Origin of the sequence: Microbacterium sp. Beta, from assembly GCF_005502545.1 — a bacterium.
Taxonomy (GTDB): Bacteria; Actinomycetota; Actinomycetes; order Actinomycetales; family Microbacteriaceae; genus Microbacterium; species Microbacterium oxydans.
In genome coordinates this window covers 1-14,263 of sequence record NZ_SCOG01000030.1, presented here as the reverse complement: position 1 = coordinate 14,263, position 14,263 = coordinate 1, and the positions used below count along the sequence as shown (strand labels likewise).

The window sequence follows — 14,263 nt, the reverse complement described above, 5'->3', positions numbered from 1 at the left end:
AGGAGCTAGGAGCCCGACTCGCCGGAGTGCTCCTCGACGCTGTCCTTCGGCATGAACGACGCCGCCAGGAGAGTGAGAACCGCGGTCACCGCGACGGCGACGAACACCCACACCGACGCGTGGATGATCGTGTCGGGGTCGTCCGCGCCCGCACCCTGCGCGATGGCCGCATTCGAGATCGCGCCGAACACGGCGACGCCCACAGCGCTTCCCGCCGACCGCGCGAAGGCATTCATCCCCGTCACCGCGCCGCGCTCGCCCCAGCCGACCGAGGCCTGGGCGGCGATCAGCGTCGGGGCCGCACTCCACCCGAGCCCGAAGCCCAGGAGGAACGCGATGCCGGCGATGACGAACGGGTTCGGCCAGGAGGCGACGGCAGCGAGCATGATGGCGGCGAGCGTCGTGATGCTCATGCCGATGAGCGTGGTGCGACGGAAGCCGATGCGCAGGTACAGCCGTCCGGCGTTCGCGGCGGCGAGCGGCCAGCCGAGGGTCAGAGCTGCCACCGCGAGACCCGACAGCAGGGGAGCGATGCCGATGGATCCCTCGAGGTAGGCGGGGGCGAAGCTCGTCACACCGAGCATGAGCGCGCCGATGCCGAGCGAGACCAACGTGGTCGTGAGGATGAGCCGACGCGTCACCAGCCGCAGGTCGACGATCGGCTCGGCGACACGGCGCTCCACGACCCCGAAGGCCAGCAGCGCGACCACGCCGATCCCGAAGCAGAGGACGCTTTGCACGGACAGCCACGCCCAGGCGTTTCCTCCCTCCAGCATGCCGAGGATGAGCGCCGTGAGCCCGATGGTGAGCAGCACCGCTCCCCCGTAGTCGATGCTGTGCCGCTGGGTCTGCTTCTGCTCCTTGTAGTTGCGCAGCAGCATCCACCCGGCGATCAGACACAGGGGCACGTTGATCCAGAAGATCCATCGCCAGGCGTCGAGCTGGGCGAAGATGCCGCCGAGCGCGGGGCCCACCACCGAGGAGATGGCCCACACGCTCGCGACGTATCCCTGCACCTTGGCGCGTTCGGCGACCGTGTAGATGTCACCGACGATGGTCATCGACATCGGTGCGACGGCACCGGCTCCGATGCCCTGGACGATGCGGAACACGATCAGCGCCGGCATGCTCCAGGCGAACCCGCAGAGGATGGACCCGAGCAGGAACAGGGCGATGCCGAGCAGGATGATCGGCTTGCGGCCCACGGTGTCCGCGAAGCGGGAGTAGATGGGCACGCTCACGGCCTGCGCCAGGAGGTACACCGAGAACAGCCAGGGGAACTGCTGGTAGCTGCCGAGGTCGCGCACGATGCTCGGGACGGCGGTCGCGAGGATCGTGGCGTCGATCGCGATGAGCCCGGTGGCGAGCATGAGCGCGCCGAGGATGGGTCCGCGCTCCGACCGGAGTCCGATGGAGGCGCGGTCGACGGAGGCAGTCACCTCAGGTGCAAGCCGATCCACCCCACCGGTATTCCGGATCGTCGCCGTCCCTCTCGCCGCCCCTGCTCAGTGCGCCGGACCGAGGTCGCGCATGGGCTTGCCGTTCTTCGGGTTGCCCGGCTTCACCTTGCGACGCTCCCCGTTGACGACCACGATCACGTTGCTCATGTTCGGCGCGCGGTCGGCGACCACGTCGTAGGACACGACCTTCCCGTCCCGCCAGGTGCAGTCCACGCGATACCCGCCCCGCGCGCGGAGACCGGCGAACGATCCGCTCACCGCCCAGTCCGCCGGCACGGCGGGGAGCAGCCGGATCACCCCACCATGGCTCTGCACCAGCATCTCCGCGATCGCTCCGACGATGCCGTAGTTGCCGTCGAGCTGGAACGGCGGATGGTTCGCCCAGAGGTTCTGCAGGATGTTGTAGGTGAGCAGTCCTCGCACCATGATCCCCGCCCGCTCGGCATCACCCAGGCGCGCGAAGAGACCGGCCCGCCACGGCCAGGTCCACGAACGGCGACTGTCTCCCGAGACCGTGGCGGCGGTGAACGGCACACCCTCCTTCTCCCCGCAGCGGGCCTTCAGCGAGACCAGGGCCGCCGCGGAGAGCTCCGGGGTGTCGGGGGTGATCTGCCGCCCCGGGTACACGGCGAACAGGTGCGACGTATGCCGGTGGATGTCGTTCGGGTCGTCACGGTCGGTCTGCCACTCCTGCAACTGCCCCCAGCGGCCGATCTTGTTGGGAGCCAGACGGGACTGCATGTCGGCGACGGTCTTCCGGTAGGTCTTGTCGGCACCGAGGGCTTCGGCGCACTCGAGGTAGTTCTGGAACAGATCCCAGATGATCTGCTGGTCGTGCATGACGCCGTCCTCGCGCGGACCGTGCTCCGGAGACCAGCCCATCGGCGCGACCAGCGTGCCGTCGGGAAGCTCTTTGAGCTGGTCCTCCCAGAACTGGCAGATCTCCTTGATCAGCGGGTAGGCGAGGTCGCGCAGGTACTTCTTGTCCTGCGTGAACGCCCAGTGCTCGTAGAGGTGCTGGGCGTACCAGGCGCTCGCGATCGTGTTCCACTCCCACGAGTTGCCGCCGAAGATGCTCTGCGAGGTGCGGGCGGTCCACCCGCGCACGTCGGCGCCGAAGGCGTTGCGCGTCGCCACCCGGCTGGGGACCGCCACCTCGCGGATGAACGTCGCGAGCGCCTCATGGGACTCCGGGAGGTCGGCGGTCTCCGCGCCCCAGTAGTTCATCTGCACGTTGATGTTGGTGTGGTAGTCGCTGGCCCACGCCGGCTGGTTGCTGTTGTTCCACAGCCCCTGCAGGTTGGCCGGCAGCCCCCCGGGCTTCGACGAGCTGAGGAGCAGATACCGGCCGTACGCATAGAGCGTCTGCTCGAGCGTGGGGTCCGCCTCCCCCTTCCCGTAGCGGAGCAGCCGGCGATCTGTGGGCATGGCCGTCACGGTGCCGTCGGTCGCTCCCCACTCCACCTTCGCGCGCTGCATCAGCTCGGAGACCTGTGCGGTGTGCGCAGAGCGGAGACTCTGCCACGACCGGGAGGCGGCGGCGTTCAGCGCCTTCTCGATCGCGGGCTGCGGTGCGGCGCCTCGCCAGCCGTGCGCCGCGCTCAGACGATAGTCGGTGCGCGCGTCGAGCAGCAGTGTGATGCTCGACGCCTCCGAGACGCGCAGCCCGCCCTCGGCGGCGACGACCCGGCCGTCGGTCTCGGCGATGCGGACGACGGCCGCGTGCGTGAGGTCGTTGGCCATCGTCCCGGCGAAACTCAGCCGACGTCCGCCCGCGTCGGCCACGGTGGCGACGCCGTCCTGCTTGGACGTCAGAGTGAGCAGCGCCGTCAGCGCACCGGGCCGATCGGCGGTGAACCGCACCGCGATGATGTCGGCCTCCCGGCTCGCGAAGGCCTCGCGCAACACCGTCCCCTGTGCGGTCGCGAAGTGAGTGCTGTGGGTGCCGTCCGCGATGTCGAGTGCACGCCGGTAGTCCACGACCGCCTTGGCGCCCGCCGTGCTGAAACCGCCGCCGGTGAAGGCGATGCCGCCGAGACGGATGGCACCCGGCGCGGAGAACGAGATGCGGTACATCGCGAACGCGGTGGTGTTCGCGTACGTGAACGTCCGCCCCACGCCGCGCTCGGGGAACGTCTCCCCTACTCGGGTGTCGAGGGTCTTCCAGGTCAGCCCGTCATCCGAGCCGGCGACGATCCAGTCGCGTGGATCCAGCTCCGGCGTGTCCGGTGCGCTGGTGAGCACGTAGCCGTTCAGGGTGTTCTTCGAGGCGAGCTCGACCTGCCACACCGCGCCACCGCCCGTCGCGGGAACAGCCCAGACGGTCGCGGGATCGGCATCGATGCTGCCGACGAGGGAGTCCGCGTGACCGCTGGGCGATGACACGTAGACGGCGCTTCCCTGCGCCAGTTCGACGCCGCCGAGCGCGATCTCCCCCACCTGGAAGTGGCTGACTCCCGCCTTCGGGGCGAAGACGAAGCGATAGTGGGCGTACGCGGTGGTGTTGGCGACCGAGAAGCTCTTGGACTGGAGTCGCTGGGGGAACGGCGCCTCGGAGCGGACGTCGAGCACGACCCACGCCGCTCCGTCGGACGAGCCTTCCAGGCGCCAGTCCTGCGGGTCCCGCGCAGGGACGTCGTTGGCACTCGTGAGCACATACGACGAGACGACGGCGGGGGCGGCGAGATCGGCCTGCCACGTCACCTCTGCGGGCGGCGCGATCAGGCACCATTTCGTGGCGGGGTTGCCGTCGAACGTCTTCTCGACGCTCTCGCCGCCGGACACCTGGTACGGGCCGCCGGGAGAGCTGACGGTCGTGCGCGCACCGAACGCCACCGTCACCTCGCCGAAGTCGCGGAAGGATCCGAAGCCGGTCACGCTGGTGTCGTACGCACCGTCGGGCTGACCGGCGAGAGCGTAGTCGTTGACCCCGCCCCACAGGCTCTGCTCGCTGAAGTGGATCACCTCGGCGTCCGGGTTGCCGAACAGCTTCGCGCCGAGACGGGCGTTGCCGATCGGGAGAGCCTGGGTCTCCCAGTCCGTCGCCGGCGTCGCGTACCAGAGCGCGTACGGCGACAGCTGTGGGCGCGGGATCGCCCCCGCCGGCACGGCGCGGAGAGGAGCCTGCGCCGAGAACGTGCTCGCCGCGGCGGGGCGGGCGGCGAGGAACTGGGGGACGAGCGGGGCGAGAAGGGCGAGACCGCCCACCTGCAGTGCCTGGCGACGGGAAATGGGGTCCTTCATCACAGCAATCCTCCGGAGCATCGTTGATCTACTGGGGCCGTGCGGCCTCGCAGCCGATCGTGGATGCGAGGCGTCGGAGCCAGTGTGCGCTATGAAACATCGGATGTATAGCGACGATTGTCCAGAAGATATGCCGAAAGTGTCGGCTACAGCGCGTTCTTCTGAGTGCTTTAACCCGATGTTCCGCCGGGGTCGAGTGGGTGAACCTGCTCGAGGGGCTATCGGATCAGGAAGAGGCGGAGCGACCGGGCGCCGCGGAATCGGGGTTCTCGCCCTCGGGCTCCGGGTCGTACAGCACGGGACGATCGATCGTCTTCGTCACGTCGGCGGGATCGACGGCGAGGATCAGCATCGCGAGGATCAGCAGCGTCACGATGAACGCACCGCCGCCCACGACGAGTCCGAGGGCGATCGGGGTCAGCCCCTCGTAGGTGCCGTTGGCGATGGAGGCGTTCACCCGCGCGGTGAAGGCACCGGTGGAGACCAGCGTGACGACCATGGCGAACACACCGCAGCCGAGTGCGATGAGGAGCAGGTGCAGGGGTCGCAGAATGTCCCGGCGGGTGGGCTTCTCGTCGCTCATCGCTCTCCTCCGTGCCCCGCAGGAGCGGTGCTGTCGTTCGAATCGGATGCCGTCGTGACCGCGTCGGCCTGCTTCGGCGTGAGGCCGGCGATGCCGAGGAACACCGCGACGATCGCCGCGTAGCCGCCGAACATGCCGACGCCCAGGATGATGCCGGAGAGCACGAACGTGCCGGCCTCGTCGATCGTGTACTCCTGGAGGAACCCGGACGGGATCAGCAGCAGAGCGATACCGAGCAGCACGCCCAGCGCCCCCACGGAGATCGCGTCGCGGGACAGCATGCCGCCGGCACGACGGGAGCGGATGCCGGCGAGCAGCTCGATGCCGCCGCTGACGATCGCCCAGGAGGAGACGACGACGAAGAACAGATCATCAGACCGCCAGACGGGGATGCCGCTCACGAGGCCGGCGACCACCCCGACGGCGGCGAGCAGCACGGACGGCCAGCGCGATCCGGCCGGCAGCACCAGCCAGGCGGCGAGCACGTGCACGAGCGCCGTGAGGAACACGAAACCGCTGAAGACGGACAGACCGACGGGTGCGGAGTGATCAGACGAGAACGTGATCATGAGCGCGGCGACGGCGGCGAACAGCGCGCGCAGCAATTGCACGTGGCGCATGGTGAATGCGCGAGCAGGGGCAGACATGACGGTCCTGAGTCCTCCGGGGTGTTGCTCCCAGTCTACGCAAGGCTGCGTGGCCGCGACGCCGGGAGCCGTGCGGGGGGAGGATTCGTGAAGCCCGGCGGATCTCCCCAGATCGATTGCCGGGCTTCACGACATACGCAGCAAGGGGGGCATCACTGCGTCAGGCCGGTCGTTCGCAGGCACGGGCACCCTGCCCGCGAAGACGGCCAAGTGACCCCACATGCCCACCCGGTCCCCTGAGGTACGCGCGTGCGGTCGTATGCTCACTCTAAAGCGCTGATCTTCACATACCGGAGGGGATCTGTGATGAATCATCGAAGATGACGCGCGCAGAGCCGAGCACGATGATTTCGCGAGCGCCCTGCGCGACGCGATAAACGCCAAACCGGTGACCCTGTCCTGGCTGCAGCGGCAGCTCAAGGCGCGGGGCAACCGCGTGTCGATGGCGACCCTGAGCTACTGGCGGTCGGGCGCAAGGCGACCGGAGGGCGCGCAGTCGCTGGCAGCCCTCGCCGACATCGAGGAGCTCCTCGGACTCCGCGTCGGCGCGCTGAGCAGGATGCTCCGCTCGACCAATCGCACGGGCCCCCTCGGGCCGAACCAGTTCCCGATCGACGAGGAGGAGCTCGAGGTGGCCGTGATCGAGGCCTTCCGAGCGCTGGGGGCGGCCTACCCCGACACCTCCCGCGAGCTCACCACCCATTCGGTGACGGATGTCGGGGCCGACGGCAACGTCGCGTACAGCATCACGCGCAGCATCGTGCAGTCGACGGTGGGCACGATCACGGCGATACCGTTCCTGGAGATCACCCCGGGCGTCCGCACGCCGGCGCCGTTGCTCAAGGCCGTGTCAGGGGGGAGGATCGCGGCGCGCTACTCCCACCCGGACGGCGAGGTGCACGGTGTGCTGTTCGAACTCGACGTCCCCCTGACAGCGCCGGAGACCGCGATGGTCGAGTGGTCGGTCGAGTATCCGCCCGACTACCCGGAGACCCACGACACCGGCCACGCGCTGGCGCAGAAGGCCAGGGAGCTGCTGGTGTGGACGCGCTTCCACCCCGACGCGATCCCGGACTGGTGCGAGGAGCACATCGAGACGCCGGACGGGGTCACGATCACCCCCCTCCCGCCGCCTCGCGGGAACTCGGTCCACCTGGTGCGTCGGGCTTTCGGGCCTGGCGCGCTGGGCCTGCAGTGGGGGTACGGCCCCCGCGAGGATCAACCGGGCTGATCGCCGACCGCGACCGGACGCCCCGGGGTGTTCGACCACTGGCTCCACGAACCGGGAAAGACCTTGGCCTCGATGCCGACCTCGTGCAGTACAAGTGCGGTGTGGGCAGCCGTCACACCCGAACCGCAGTACGCGGCAACGGGCGTTCCCGGCGTCACGCCGACCTCGGCGAAGGTCGCCAGGATCGTCTCCCTGTCGAGGATCTTCCCGTCCGCGTCGAAGTGCACGGGTTCGGGAAGATTGCGCGCACCGGGGATGTGACCACCCACGGGATCGAACGGTTCCGAGTCGCCTCGGTACCGATCCGCGGCCCGCGCGTCGATCAGCACCCCGGACGCCGGGAAGGCCGCGGCCTCGTCGATCGACAACGCATCGTCTCCGATCGGGTCGAGCACGACATCGCCGGGCTCCGGGCTCACGTCGTCCGTCGCGATGTCGAACCCCTCAGCCCGCCACGCCCTGATGCCGCCGTCGAGCACGCGCACGTCGACGCCGGCCTGCCGCAGGAGCCACCAGGCGCGGGCTGCGGCGATGCCTTTGTAGTCGTCGTAGGCGACGACCGTGTCGCCGGATCGCACCCCCCAGCGACGGGCCGCGTCCTGGAGCGTGGCCGTGGACGGGAGCGGGTGGCGCCCCTCCGCGGCCTCGCCGTACGTGGCGAGCTCGGTGTCGAGAGCGGCGAACACCGCGCCGGGGATGTGGCCCGAGAGGTAGTCGTCGTGTCCGGCGTCGGGACGATCGAGGCGCCAGCGCACGTCGATCACACGCACCGGCGCACCCCCGGTCAGCAGGTCGTTCAGTTCGACGGCACTCACGAAGTCGCTCATGCTGCGAGGCTACCGAGTCCGCAGCGGCATCGGCGCCCGGCCGTCTTCTCCCGTCACTTTCGCATCGCGCAACTGGCTCGATCCGACGGCTGTTCGGCACCATCCGCGCGATTCGAACGACGACTGCGGCCCGTTAGGCTCTATCCGGCAACGTCGAGAAAGGGGCAACGATGCCCTCTCGTCTCCGGTGGATGCGTCTGCGCCCCCAGGAAGCCGCGCTCATCGCGATCACCGCGGTCTGGGGCGGCACCTTCCTGCTCGTGCACTGGGCCATGGAGCACTCCGGGCCATGGTTCTTCGTCGGCATCCGCTTCCTCATCGCCGGACTCATCAGCGTCGTGATCTTCCGACGCGCTCTGCGCGGCATCCGCTGGCGCGACATCGGCGCCGGCATCGCGATCGGCGTCATGATCTACCTCGGCTACGGCCTGCAGACGCTGGGGTTGCAGACCATCGACAGCAGCACCTCGGCGTTCATCACCGCGATGTACGTGCCGATGGTGCCGCTGGCCCAGTGGGCCGTGTTCCGCAAGCGTCCCCCGGCCATGGCGTTCGCGGGTGCGGGACTGGCGTTCGTGGGGCTGCTGTTCATCGCGGGGCCGGATGCCTTCGCCCTGACGCTCGGCACCGGTGAGATCGCGACCATGATCAGCACCCTGCCGATCGCGGCCGAGATCATCCTGATCAGCCTTTTCGCCGGGAAGATCGACCTCGGACGCATCACGATCGTGCAGCTGCTCACGGCAGGCCTGCTGGGACTGCTCACCATGCCGGTGGTCGGTGAGAGGGTTCCCGATTTCTCCTGGATCTGGGTCGGCTGCGCGGTGGGACTGGGGGCGGCGAGCTGTCTGATCCAGCTGACGATGAACTGGGCGCAGAAGTCGGTCTCCCCCACACGCGCGACCATCATCTACGCGGGAGAGCCGGTGTGGGCGGGGGTCATCGGACGCCTCGCCGGCGAGCGCCTGCCCGCGACCGCGCTCGTCGGCGGTGCACTCGTCGTGCTCGGGATCCTCGCGAGCGAGGTGAAGCTCGTGCGACAGCGACAGCGACAGCGACAGCGACGACGCCCGCAGGAGCCCACGCCTCCGCACATCACACCGTGAGCAGCACCTTCGTGGCGCGTCGCTCGTCCATGGCGCGGTAGCCCTCCGCTGCGTCCTCGAGCGGCAGCGTGAGGTCGAACACCTTGCCCGGATCGATCTTCCGGTCCCAGATCAGCTGGATGAGCTCGGGGAGGAAGCGCCGCACGGGAGCAGGGCCGCCGTGCAGATGCACTCCGGAGAAGAAGAGCTCTTCGCCGGGGAGGGCGACATCGTGGGAGACACCGACGTAGCCGACGTGGCCGCCGGGACGGGTGGAACGGATCGCCTGCATCATCGACTCCTGCGTGCCGACCGCCTCGATCACGGAGTGCGCGCCGAGTCCGTCCGTGAGCTCCTTGATGCGGGCGACCCCCTCGTCCCCCCGCTCCTCGACGATGTCGGTGGCACCGAACTCGCGCGCCAGAGCCTGCCGATCGGCATGGCGACTCATCGCGATGATGCGCTCCGCGCCGAGCTCGCGTGCGGCCAGGACGCCCAGCAGACCCACCGCGCCGTCGCCGACGACCGCGACGGTCTTGCCCGGCCCCACCTCGGCGGCGACCGCGGCGAACCATCCGGTTCCCAGGACGTCGGATGCGGCGAGCAGAGACGGGATGAGGTCGGCGTCCGGCTGTCCTGGAGTGACGACCAGGGTGCCGTCGGCGTGCGGGATGAGCGCGTACTCGGCCTGCGTGCCGTACCGGCCCATCGGGACGACGTGCACGCACCGGGACTGGTATCCGGCTCGGCAGATCTCGCACGTGTTGTCGGATGCCATGAAGGAGCCGACGACGAAGTCGCCGACCTCGAGCGTCTGCACCTCGTCACCGATGGCCTCGACCACGCCGACGTACTCGTGTCCCATCGGATCGTGGTCCACGGGGTTCGCGCCGCGATACGGCCAGAGGTCGGACCCGCAGATGCAGGTCGCGGCGATACGGATCACGGCATCGGTCGGCCGCGTGATGGTGGGCTTCTCCCTGTCCTCGACCCGGACGTCGCCTGGGGCGTGCATGACTACTCCGCGCATTCGTGATGCTCCTTCTGTCGCGTGACCCCCAGTCAACTCCGATTCCACGGCGGATGGGAGGTACTGAGGGAACTCCTCGGAATCCGATCCGCGGGGAATACTCCGCAGCAGGCCGCGTTGCACCCGGCATGATTGAAAGTTCAACCGTCGCTCCGGTCGCGACGGAACGCACCCGCGTCCGCGTCCCGCTGCGATTCGGCGACGGCTTCTCCACGACCGCCGACGTGGTCACCTTCGACGGGCTGGCCGACGGCCGCGAGCACCTGCTGCTCGGGCTGGGCGAATGGCGGGCGGCGATCGATCGCGCAGAGGACGGCGGCGAGGCCCCGCTCGTGCGCCCGCACAGCGAGTGCCTGACGGGCGACGTGTTCGGGTCGGAACGCTGTGACTGCGGCCCTCAGCTGCGCGAGGCCGTCGAGCGCATCGCGGAGGAGGGCGGCTTCCTGCTCTACCTTCGCCAGGAGGGGCGCGGCATCGGCCTGTACGCCAAGCTCGACGCGTACGCCCTGCAGGATGCCGGCCTCGACACGTACGAGGCGAACGTCGCCCTGGGCCGGGGTGAGGACGAGCGCGACTACACGGTGGCGGCGCAGATGCTGCACGCGCTCGGCGTCGACGGCATCCGCCTGCTGAGCAACAACCCCGACAAGGCGGTGCAGCTCGAAGCCCTCGGGGTCCGCGTGACCGAGCGCGTACCCACCCAGGTGCACCTGTCGGAGTCGAACTCCCGCTACCTGCAGGCCAAGCGCGACCACACGGCGCACACACTCGACCTGTCCGCGGCATGACGGCAGGCGCGACAGCACGGGAGGGCATCATGACCTCGGAGGCGGACGGGACGGCGGAGCAGAATCCGCGTCGGCTCGACGACACCGAGATGGACACCTGGCTGCCGGTCATCCGCTTCGTGCAGCTGCTCCCTCAGGTGCTCGACCGCACGCTGAAGGAAGAGGTCGGTCTCAACCACGCCCGCTACGCCATCCTCATCACCCTGGCCGGCCGGGGTGAGAGCGCCGTGACCATGACCGAGCTCGCCCGCATCGCCGGCCTCAGCCGGTCGCGTCTGAGCCACGCGCTGGACTCGCTCGAGGAGCGCGGCTGGGTCGAGCGCACCTCCTGCGGCTCCGACAAGCGCACGCTCTCGGCCTCGCTGACGCCGGCCGGACGGGAGATGCTCCGCACGGCGGCCCCCGTGCACGTCGAGCAGGTGCGGGAGCTCGTACTCGACCCCCTCACGGGCGAGGAACGCGAGCAGCTGGGGGCGATCCTCGGAAAGCTGCTCCCCGGCGTGACCGCGGCCCTCTGACGTACGGCCCCCGGGGTCACCGGTACCGCCAGTACCTCCCTGTGCGGTCGTCGAGCGCGTAGCGTCGGATGCATGGACACCCGCAGCGAGGTGCGCGAGTTCCTCTCCACGAGGCGCGCACGCATCACCCCCGATCAGGCCGGACTCCCGGCGTTCGGCGGCAACCGCCGCGTTCCCGGACTGCGTCGCGAGGAGGTCGCGCTGCTCGCGGGGGTCAGCGTCGACTACTACACGCGTCTCGAACGCGGAGACCTGTCCGGGGCATCGGACAGCGTGCTCGATGCGCTGTCCCGTGCGCTCCAGCTGGATGAGGCCGAAACCGCGCACCTGTTCGACCTCGCCCGCGCCGCGAACACCTCGCCGGTCGCGCGCGCACCACGGAAGAAGACGACAGAGCTGCGTCCGAGCATCCTGCGCCTCCTCGACGCCATGACCGAAGCTCCGGCGATCGTGCGCAACAACTACTTCGACTACCTGGCGGCGAACGCCCTGGGTCGCGCCCTCTACGCGCCCGTGTTCGCGCAGCCGCAGCCGAACAGCGCGCGCTTCGCCTTCCTCGATCCGGCCGCGCAGGAGTTCTACCCCGAATGGGATCGGAACACGCAGGAGCTCGTGGCCGCGATGCGCGGGGAAGCCGGACGCAATCCGTTCGACCGGAAGCTCACCGACCTGGTGGGCGAGCTCTCGACGCGGAGCGAGCGGTTCCGCACGCTGTGGGCCGCCCACAACGTGCGCTTCCACCGCACCGGGGTCAAGCGCATCACGCATCCCGTGGTCGGGGAGATCGAGCTCTCCTACGAGGCCTTCGAGCTGCCGGCCGATCCCGGGCTGCACCTCTCGACGTACACCGCGGAGCCAGGGACGGCATCGGCCGACAAGTTGAGGATGCTCGCGAGCTGGGCGGCGACGGATGCCGCTGCATCCCCCTCGACCGAACACGCCGGCTCCTCGGCTTCGACAGACTCCGCCCCTGGTCACGCGGACGCCTGAGGACCCGCGGTTCTGCTCTGAGCAGAACCGCTCGAACCGTCCGGACACCCCGGCCTATCGTGAGGCATGGCCGACCTGATCTCGTTCCCGCACACTCCTCGCTCCGACCGCCCGAAGTCGAACGACCCCGAGCCGCTGTGGCGTCACCTCCTCGGCGACCAGCTGCGTCGTCGACGACACGACCGCGAGGAGACGCTCACCGAGACCGCCGAGAAGGCCGGCGTCTCGCCGCAGTACCTCTCCGAGGTGGAACGCGGGTTGAAGGAGCCGTCGAGCGAGATGATCGCCGCGATCGCCGGTGCGCTCGACACGAGTCTGATCGAGCTCACCAGCGACGTGGCCGACAGTCTGCGATCGACGGCCCCCTCGCGCGGCGCGTTCGCCCTCGCCGCCTGACCCCGAACCCGTGGTCGCTGACCCGTCATCTGGTCCTGACCCGTCACCTGCATGAGCGGCGGACGGATGCATGACCACAGGTCCCGCGTCGGTCCTGCAGCCGCCCGTCGCTCATGCATCCGTCCGGCAGCCCGGACGCCGCCTCAGCTCCGCGCGCCGAGCACGGTGTCGATCAGTCCGTAGTCGAGCGCGGCGGGTGCCGTGAACACCCGATCACGGTCTGTGTCGGCTCGGAGCTCGGCGACCGTGCGACCGCTGTGCCTGGCGAGGATCTCCTCCATGTCGGAACGCACCCGCACCACTTCGTCGGCGGCGAGGATGAGGTCGGGGATCGCACCGCGCGACTGCCCTGCGGGCTGATGCAGAACGATGCGCGCGTGGGCGAGGGCCGCCCGCTCCCCCACGTCTCCTGCAGCGACCAGGAGCGCCGCGGGGCCGATGGCCTGGCCGACGCAGGTCGTCGCGATGCGCGGACGGATGTGCTGCATGGTGTCGTAGATCGCCAGCGCGGCCCCTGGATCGCCGCCCTCGCTGTTGATGTAGAACTGGATGCCGGATTCCGGGCTGTCCGCGTCGAGGTGCAGCAGCTGTGCGATGAGGGCGTTCGCGACCCCCGCATCGATGCCGGTGCCGAGGTAGATGACGCGCTCCGCGAGCAGATGCGAGTACACGTCCATGATGCGCTCGCCTCGGGGATGCTGCGCGATGACGTTGGGGATCGAGTAGGTGCTCATGCGTCCACCCCCAGACCGACGCGCGCGCGTCGTCGCGGCATCACGTCGCCGATCGAGACCACGATCGCGTCGATGAAGCCGTAGTCCTGCGCCTGCGTCGCGGTGTACCAGCGGTCGTGCAGCGAGTCCTCGAATATGCGCGCGACGGGCTGACCGGTGTCGTCGGCGATCAGTCCGAGCACGGTGTCGCGCATGTGCCGCAGGTCGTCGGCCTGCGTCTCGAGCTCTCCCGCGGAGCCGCCGATGCCCGCGGACCCCTGATGCATGAGGATCCGAGCGTGCGGAAGCGCCCGGCGTTTGCCCGGGGTGCCGGCGGAGAGCAGGAACTGCCCGGCGCTGCACGCGAGACCGAGAGCCAGGGTCGCGACGTCGTTGGGGATCAGCCGCATGATGTCGCGGATCGCGAGCATCGAGGGCACGGACCCGCCGGGCGAGTGGATCCACAAGGCGATGTCTGCCGTGGGGTCCTCGGCTGACAGCGCGAGCAGCTGCGTCATCAACAGCGTGCCGTTGTCGTCGTCGAGGGCGCCGTCGAGCACGAGCACCCGCTCATGGAACAGCGCGCGCCGGGCTTCGGGACCGAACTGCGGGATGGGGTTGTCTTCGCTCATGCCCCCAGCATCGGCCGCAGCACATCGCGGACGGCGCGAATCCGCCCTGAGCGGCTCTGCCCTGAGCGGATGCCGGTGGGAGACATCCGCTCAGGGCGCTGGGGTGGGCCGGGCAGGGCG

General features: G+C 69.5%; 14 protein-coding genes. 6 read left to right on the top strand and 8 right to left on the bottom strand.

Annotated features, from left to right (window positions below; all coding sequences use genetic code 11):
* Positions 1-5 precede the first annotated feature (5 nt).
* The 4 genes from FFS56_RS18560 to FFS56_RS18545 all read right to left on the bottom strand — a co-directional run bounded on the left by FFS56_RS18560 (position 6) and on the right by FFS56_RS18545 (position 5,933).
* Positions 6-1,439, bottom strand: coding sequence for an MFS transporter (locus FFS56_RS18560; RefSeq protein ID WP_127012800.1), 1,434 nt, complete (start codon positions 1,437-1,439; stop codon positions 6-8).
* 66 nt (positions 1,440-1,505) lie between these two features.
* Positions 1,506-4,703: a glycoside hydrolase N-terminal domain-containing protein gene (locus FFS56_RS18555; RefSeq protein WP_127012801.1), complete on the bottom strand. Its 3,198-nt coding sequence runs from the start codon at positions 4,701-4,703 to the stop codon at positions 1,506-1,508.
* A 226-nt stretch (positions 4,704-4,929) separates the two neighbouring features.
* Positions 4,930-5,286: a hypothetical protein gene (locus FFS56_RS18550; protein ID WP_046748615.1), complete on the bottom strand. Its 357-nt coding sequence runs from the start codon at positions 5,284-5,286 to the stop codon at positions 4,930-4,932.
* Entirely contained in the window at positions 5,283-5,933 is a 651-nt protein-coding gene (locus tag FFS56_RS18545; RefSeq protein WP_046748614.1) for a hypothetical protein, read from the bottom strand. Before FFS56_RS18545 ends, FFS56_RS18550 begins: the two co-directional genes overlap by 4 nt.
* Positions 5,934-6,321: 388 nt before the next feature.
* Between FFS56_RS18545 and FFS56_RS18540 the strand changes: the two genes are divergently transcribed.
* The gene (locus tag FFS56_RS18540; protein ID WP_249353004.1) at positions 6,322-7,164 is read left to right on the top strand and encodes a hypothetical protein; all 843 of its coding nucleotides are present in this window, start codon (positions 6,322-6,324) and stop codon (positions 7,162-7,164) included.
* Here FFS56_RS18540 and FFS56_RS18535 read toward each other — a convergent pair.
* Positions 7,152-7,991, bottom strand: a complete 840-nt coding sequence (locus FFS56_RS18535) for a sulfurtransferase (RefSeq protein ID WP_046748612.1) — start codon at positions 7,989-7,991, stop codon at positions 7,152-7,154. The genes FFS56_RS18540 and FFS56_RS18535 overlap by 13 nt on opposite strands.
* 170 nt (positions 7,992-8,161) lie before the next feature.
* On the opposite strand from FFS56_RS18535, the gene FFS56_RS18530 reads away from it, so the two are divergent.
* Entirely contained in the window at positions 8,162-9,097 is a 936-nt protein-coding gene (locus FFS56_RS18530) for a DMT family transporter (RefSeq protein WP_164734126.1), read from the top strand.
* Here the strand turns inward: FFS56_RS18530 and FFS56_RS18525 are convergent.
* A complete protein-coding gene (locus FFS56_RS18525; RefSeq protein ID WP_046748610.1) occupies positions 9,087-10,106 on the bottom strand; it encodes a zinc-dependent alcohol dehydrogenase family protein in 1,020 nt (339 codons plus the stop codon). The genes FFS56_RS18530 and FFS56_RS18525 overlap by 11 nt on opposite strands.
* Before the next feature lie 128 nt (positions 10,107-10,234).
* On the opposite strand from FFS56_RS18525, the gene ribA reads away from it, so the two are divergent.
* The 4 genes from ribA (at position 10,235) to FFS56_RS18505 (ending at position 12,798) form a co-directional block, all read left to right on the top strand.
* Entirely contained in the window at positions 10,235-10,894 is a 660-nt protein-coding gene (ribA, locus tag FFS56_RS18520) for a GTP cyclohydrolase II (RefSeq protein WP_127012802.1), read from the top strand.
* Between the two features lie 29 nt (positions 10,895-10,923).
* Positions 10,924-11,412 carry a MarR family transcriptional regulator gene (locus FFS56_RS18515; RefSeq protein ID WP_058632825.1) on the top strand — a complete coding sequence of 163 codons (489 nt, stop codon included), beginning with the start codon at positions 10,924-10,926 and terminating at the stop codon, positions 11,410-11,412.
* Between the two features lie 72 nt (positions 11,413-11,484).
* A complete protein-coding gene (locus FFS56_RS18510) occupies positions 11,485-12,402 on the top strand; it encodes a helix-turn-helix transcriptional regulator (protein ID WP_127012803.1) in 918 nt (305 codons plus the stop codon).
* A 66-nt stretch (positions 12,403-12,468) separates the two neighbouring features.
* Complete coding sequence (locus FFS56_RS18505) at positions 12,469-12,798, top strand: helix-turn-helix transcriptional regulator (protein ID WP_046748607.1); 330 nt, start codon at positions 12,469-12,471, stop codon at positions 12,796-12,798.
* A gap of 143 nt (positions 12,799-12,941) precedes the next feature.
* On the opposite strand, the gene FFS56_RS18500 is transcribed toward FFS56_RS18505, so the two are convergent.
* A complete protein-coding gene (locus FFS56_RS18500; protein WP_046748606.1) occupies positions 12,942-13,532 on the bottom strand; it encodes an ATP-dependent Clp protease proteolytic subunit in 591 nt (196 codons plus the stop codon).
* Positions 13,529-14,143, bottom strand: coding sequence for an ATP-dependent Clp protease proteolytic subunit (locus tag FFS56_RS18495; protein WP_046748605.1), 615 nt, complete (start codon positions 14,141-14,143; stop codon positions 13,529-13,531). The genes FFS56_RS18500 and FFS56_RS18495 overlap by 4 nt, the downstream gene beginning before the upstream one ends.
* Positions 14,144-14,263 lie beyond the last annotated feature (120 nt).

Excerpts from the sequence above, each read along its gene's own strand:
- FFS56_RS18505 (WP_046748607.1), top strand. The coding sequence starts at position 12,469 with ATGGCCGACCTGATCTCGTTCCCGCACACTCCTCGCTCCGACCGCCCG.
- FFS56_RS18515 (WP_058632825.1), top strand. The coding sequence starts at position 10,924 with ATGACCTCGGAGGCGGACGGGACGGCGGAGCAGAATCCGCGTCGGCTC.
- FFS56_RS18530 (WP_164734126.1), top strand. The coding sequence starts at position 8,162 with ATGCCCTCTCGTCTCCGGTGGATGCGTCTGCGCCCCCAGGAAGCCGCG.
- FFS56_RS18525 (WP_046748610.1), bottom strand. The coding sequence starts at position 10,106 with ATGCGCGGAGTAGTCATGCACGCCCCAGGCGACGTCCGGGTCGAGGAC.
- FFS56_RS18535 (WP_046748612.1), bottom strand. The coding sequence starts at position 7,991 with ATGAGCGACTTCGTGAGTGCCGTCGAACTGAACGACCTGCTGACCGGG.
- FFS56_RS18545 (WP_046748614.1), bottom strand. The coding sequence starts at position 5,933 with ATGTCTGCCCCTGCTCGCGCATTCACCATGCGCCACGTGCAATTGCTG.
- FFS56_RS18550 (WP_046748615.1), bottom strand. The coding sequence starts at position 5,286 with ATGAGCGACGAGAAGCCCACCCGCCGGGACATTCTGCGACCCCTGCAC.
- FFS56_RS18495 (WP_046748605.1), bottom strand. The coding sequence starts at position 14,143 with ATGAGCGAAGACAACCCCATCCCGCAGTTCGGTCCCGAAGCCCGGCGC.
- FFS56_RS18500 (WP_046748606.1), bottom strand. The coding sequence starts at position 13,532 with ATGAGCACCTACTCGATCCCCAACGTCATCGCGCAGCATCCCCGAGGC.
- ribA (WP_127012802.1), top strand. The coding sequence starts at position 10,235 with ATGATTGAAAGTTCAACCGTCGCTCCGGTCGCGACGGAACGCACCCGC.
- FFS56_RS18555 (WP_127012801.1), bottom strand. The coding sequence starts at position 4,703 with ATGAAGGACCCCATTTCCCGTCGCCAGGCACTGCAGGTGGGCGGTCTC.
- FFS56_RS18510 (WP_127012803.1), top strand. The coding sequence starts at position 11,485 with ATGGACACCCGCAGCGAGGTGCGCGAGTTCCTCTCCACGAGGCGCGCA.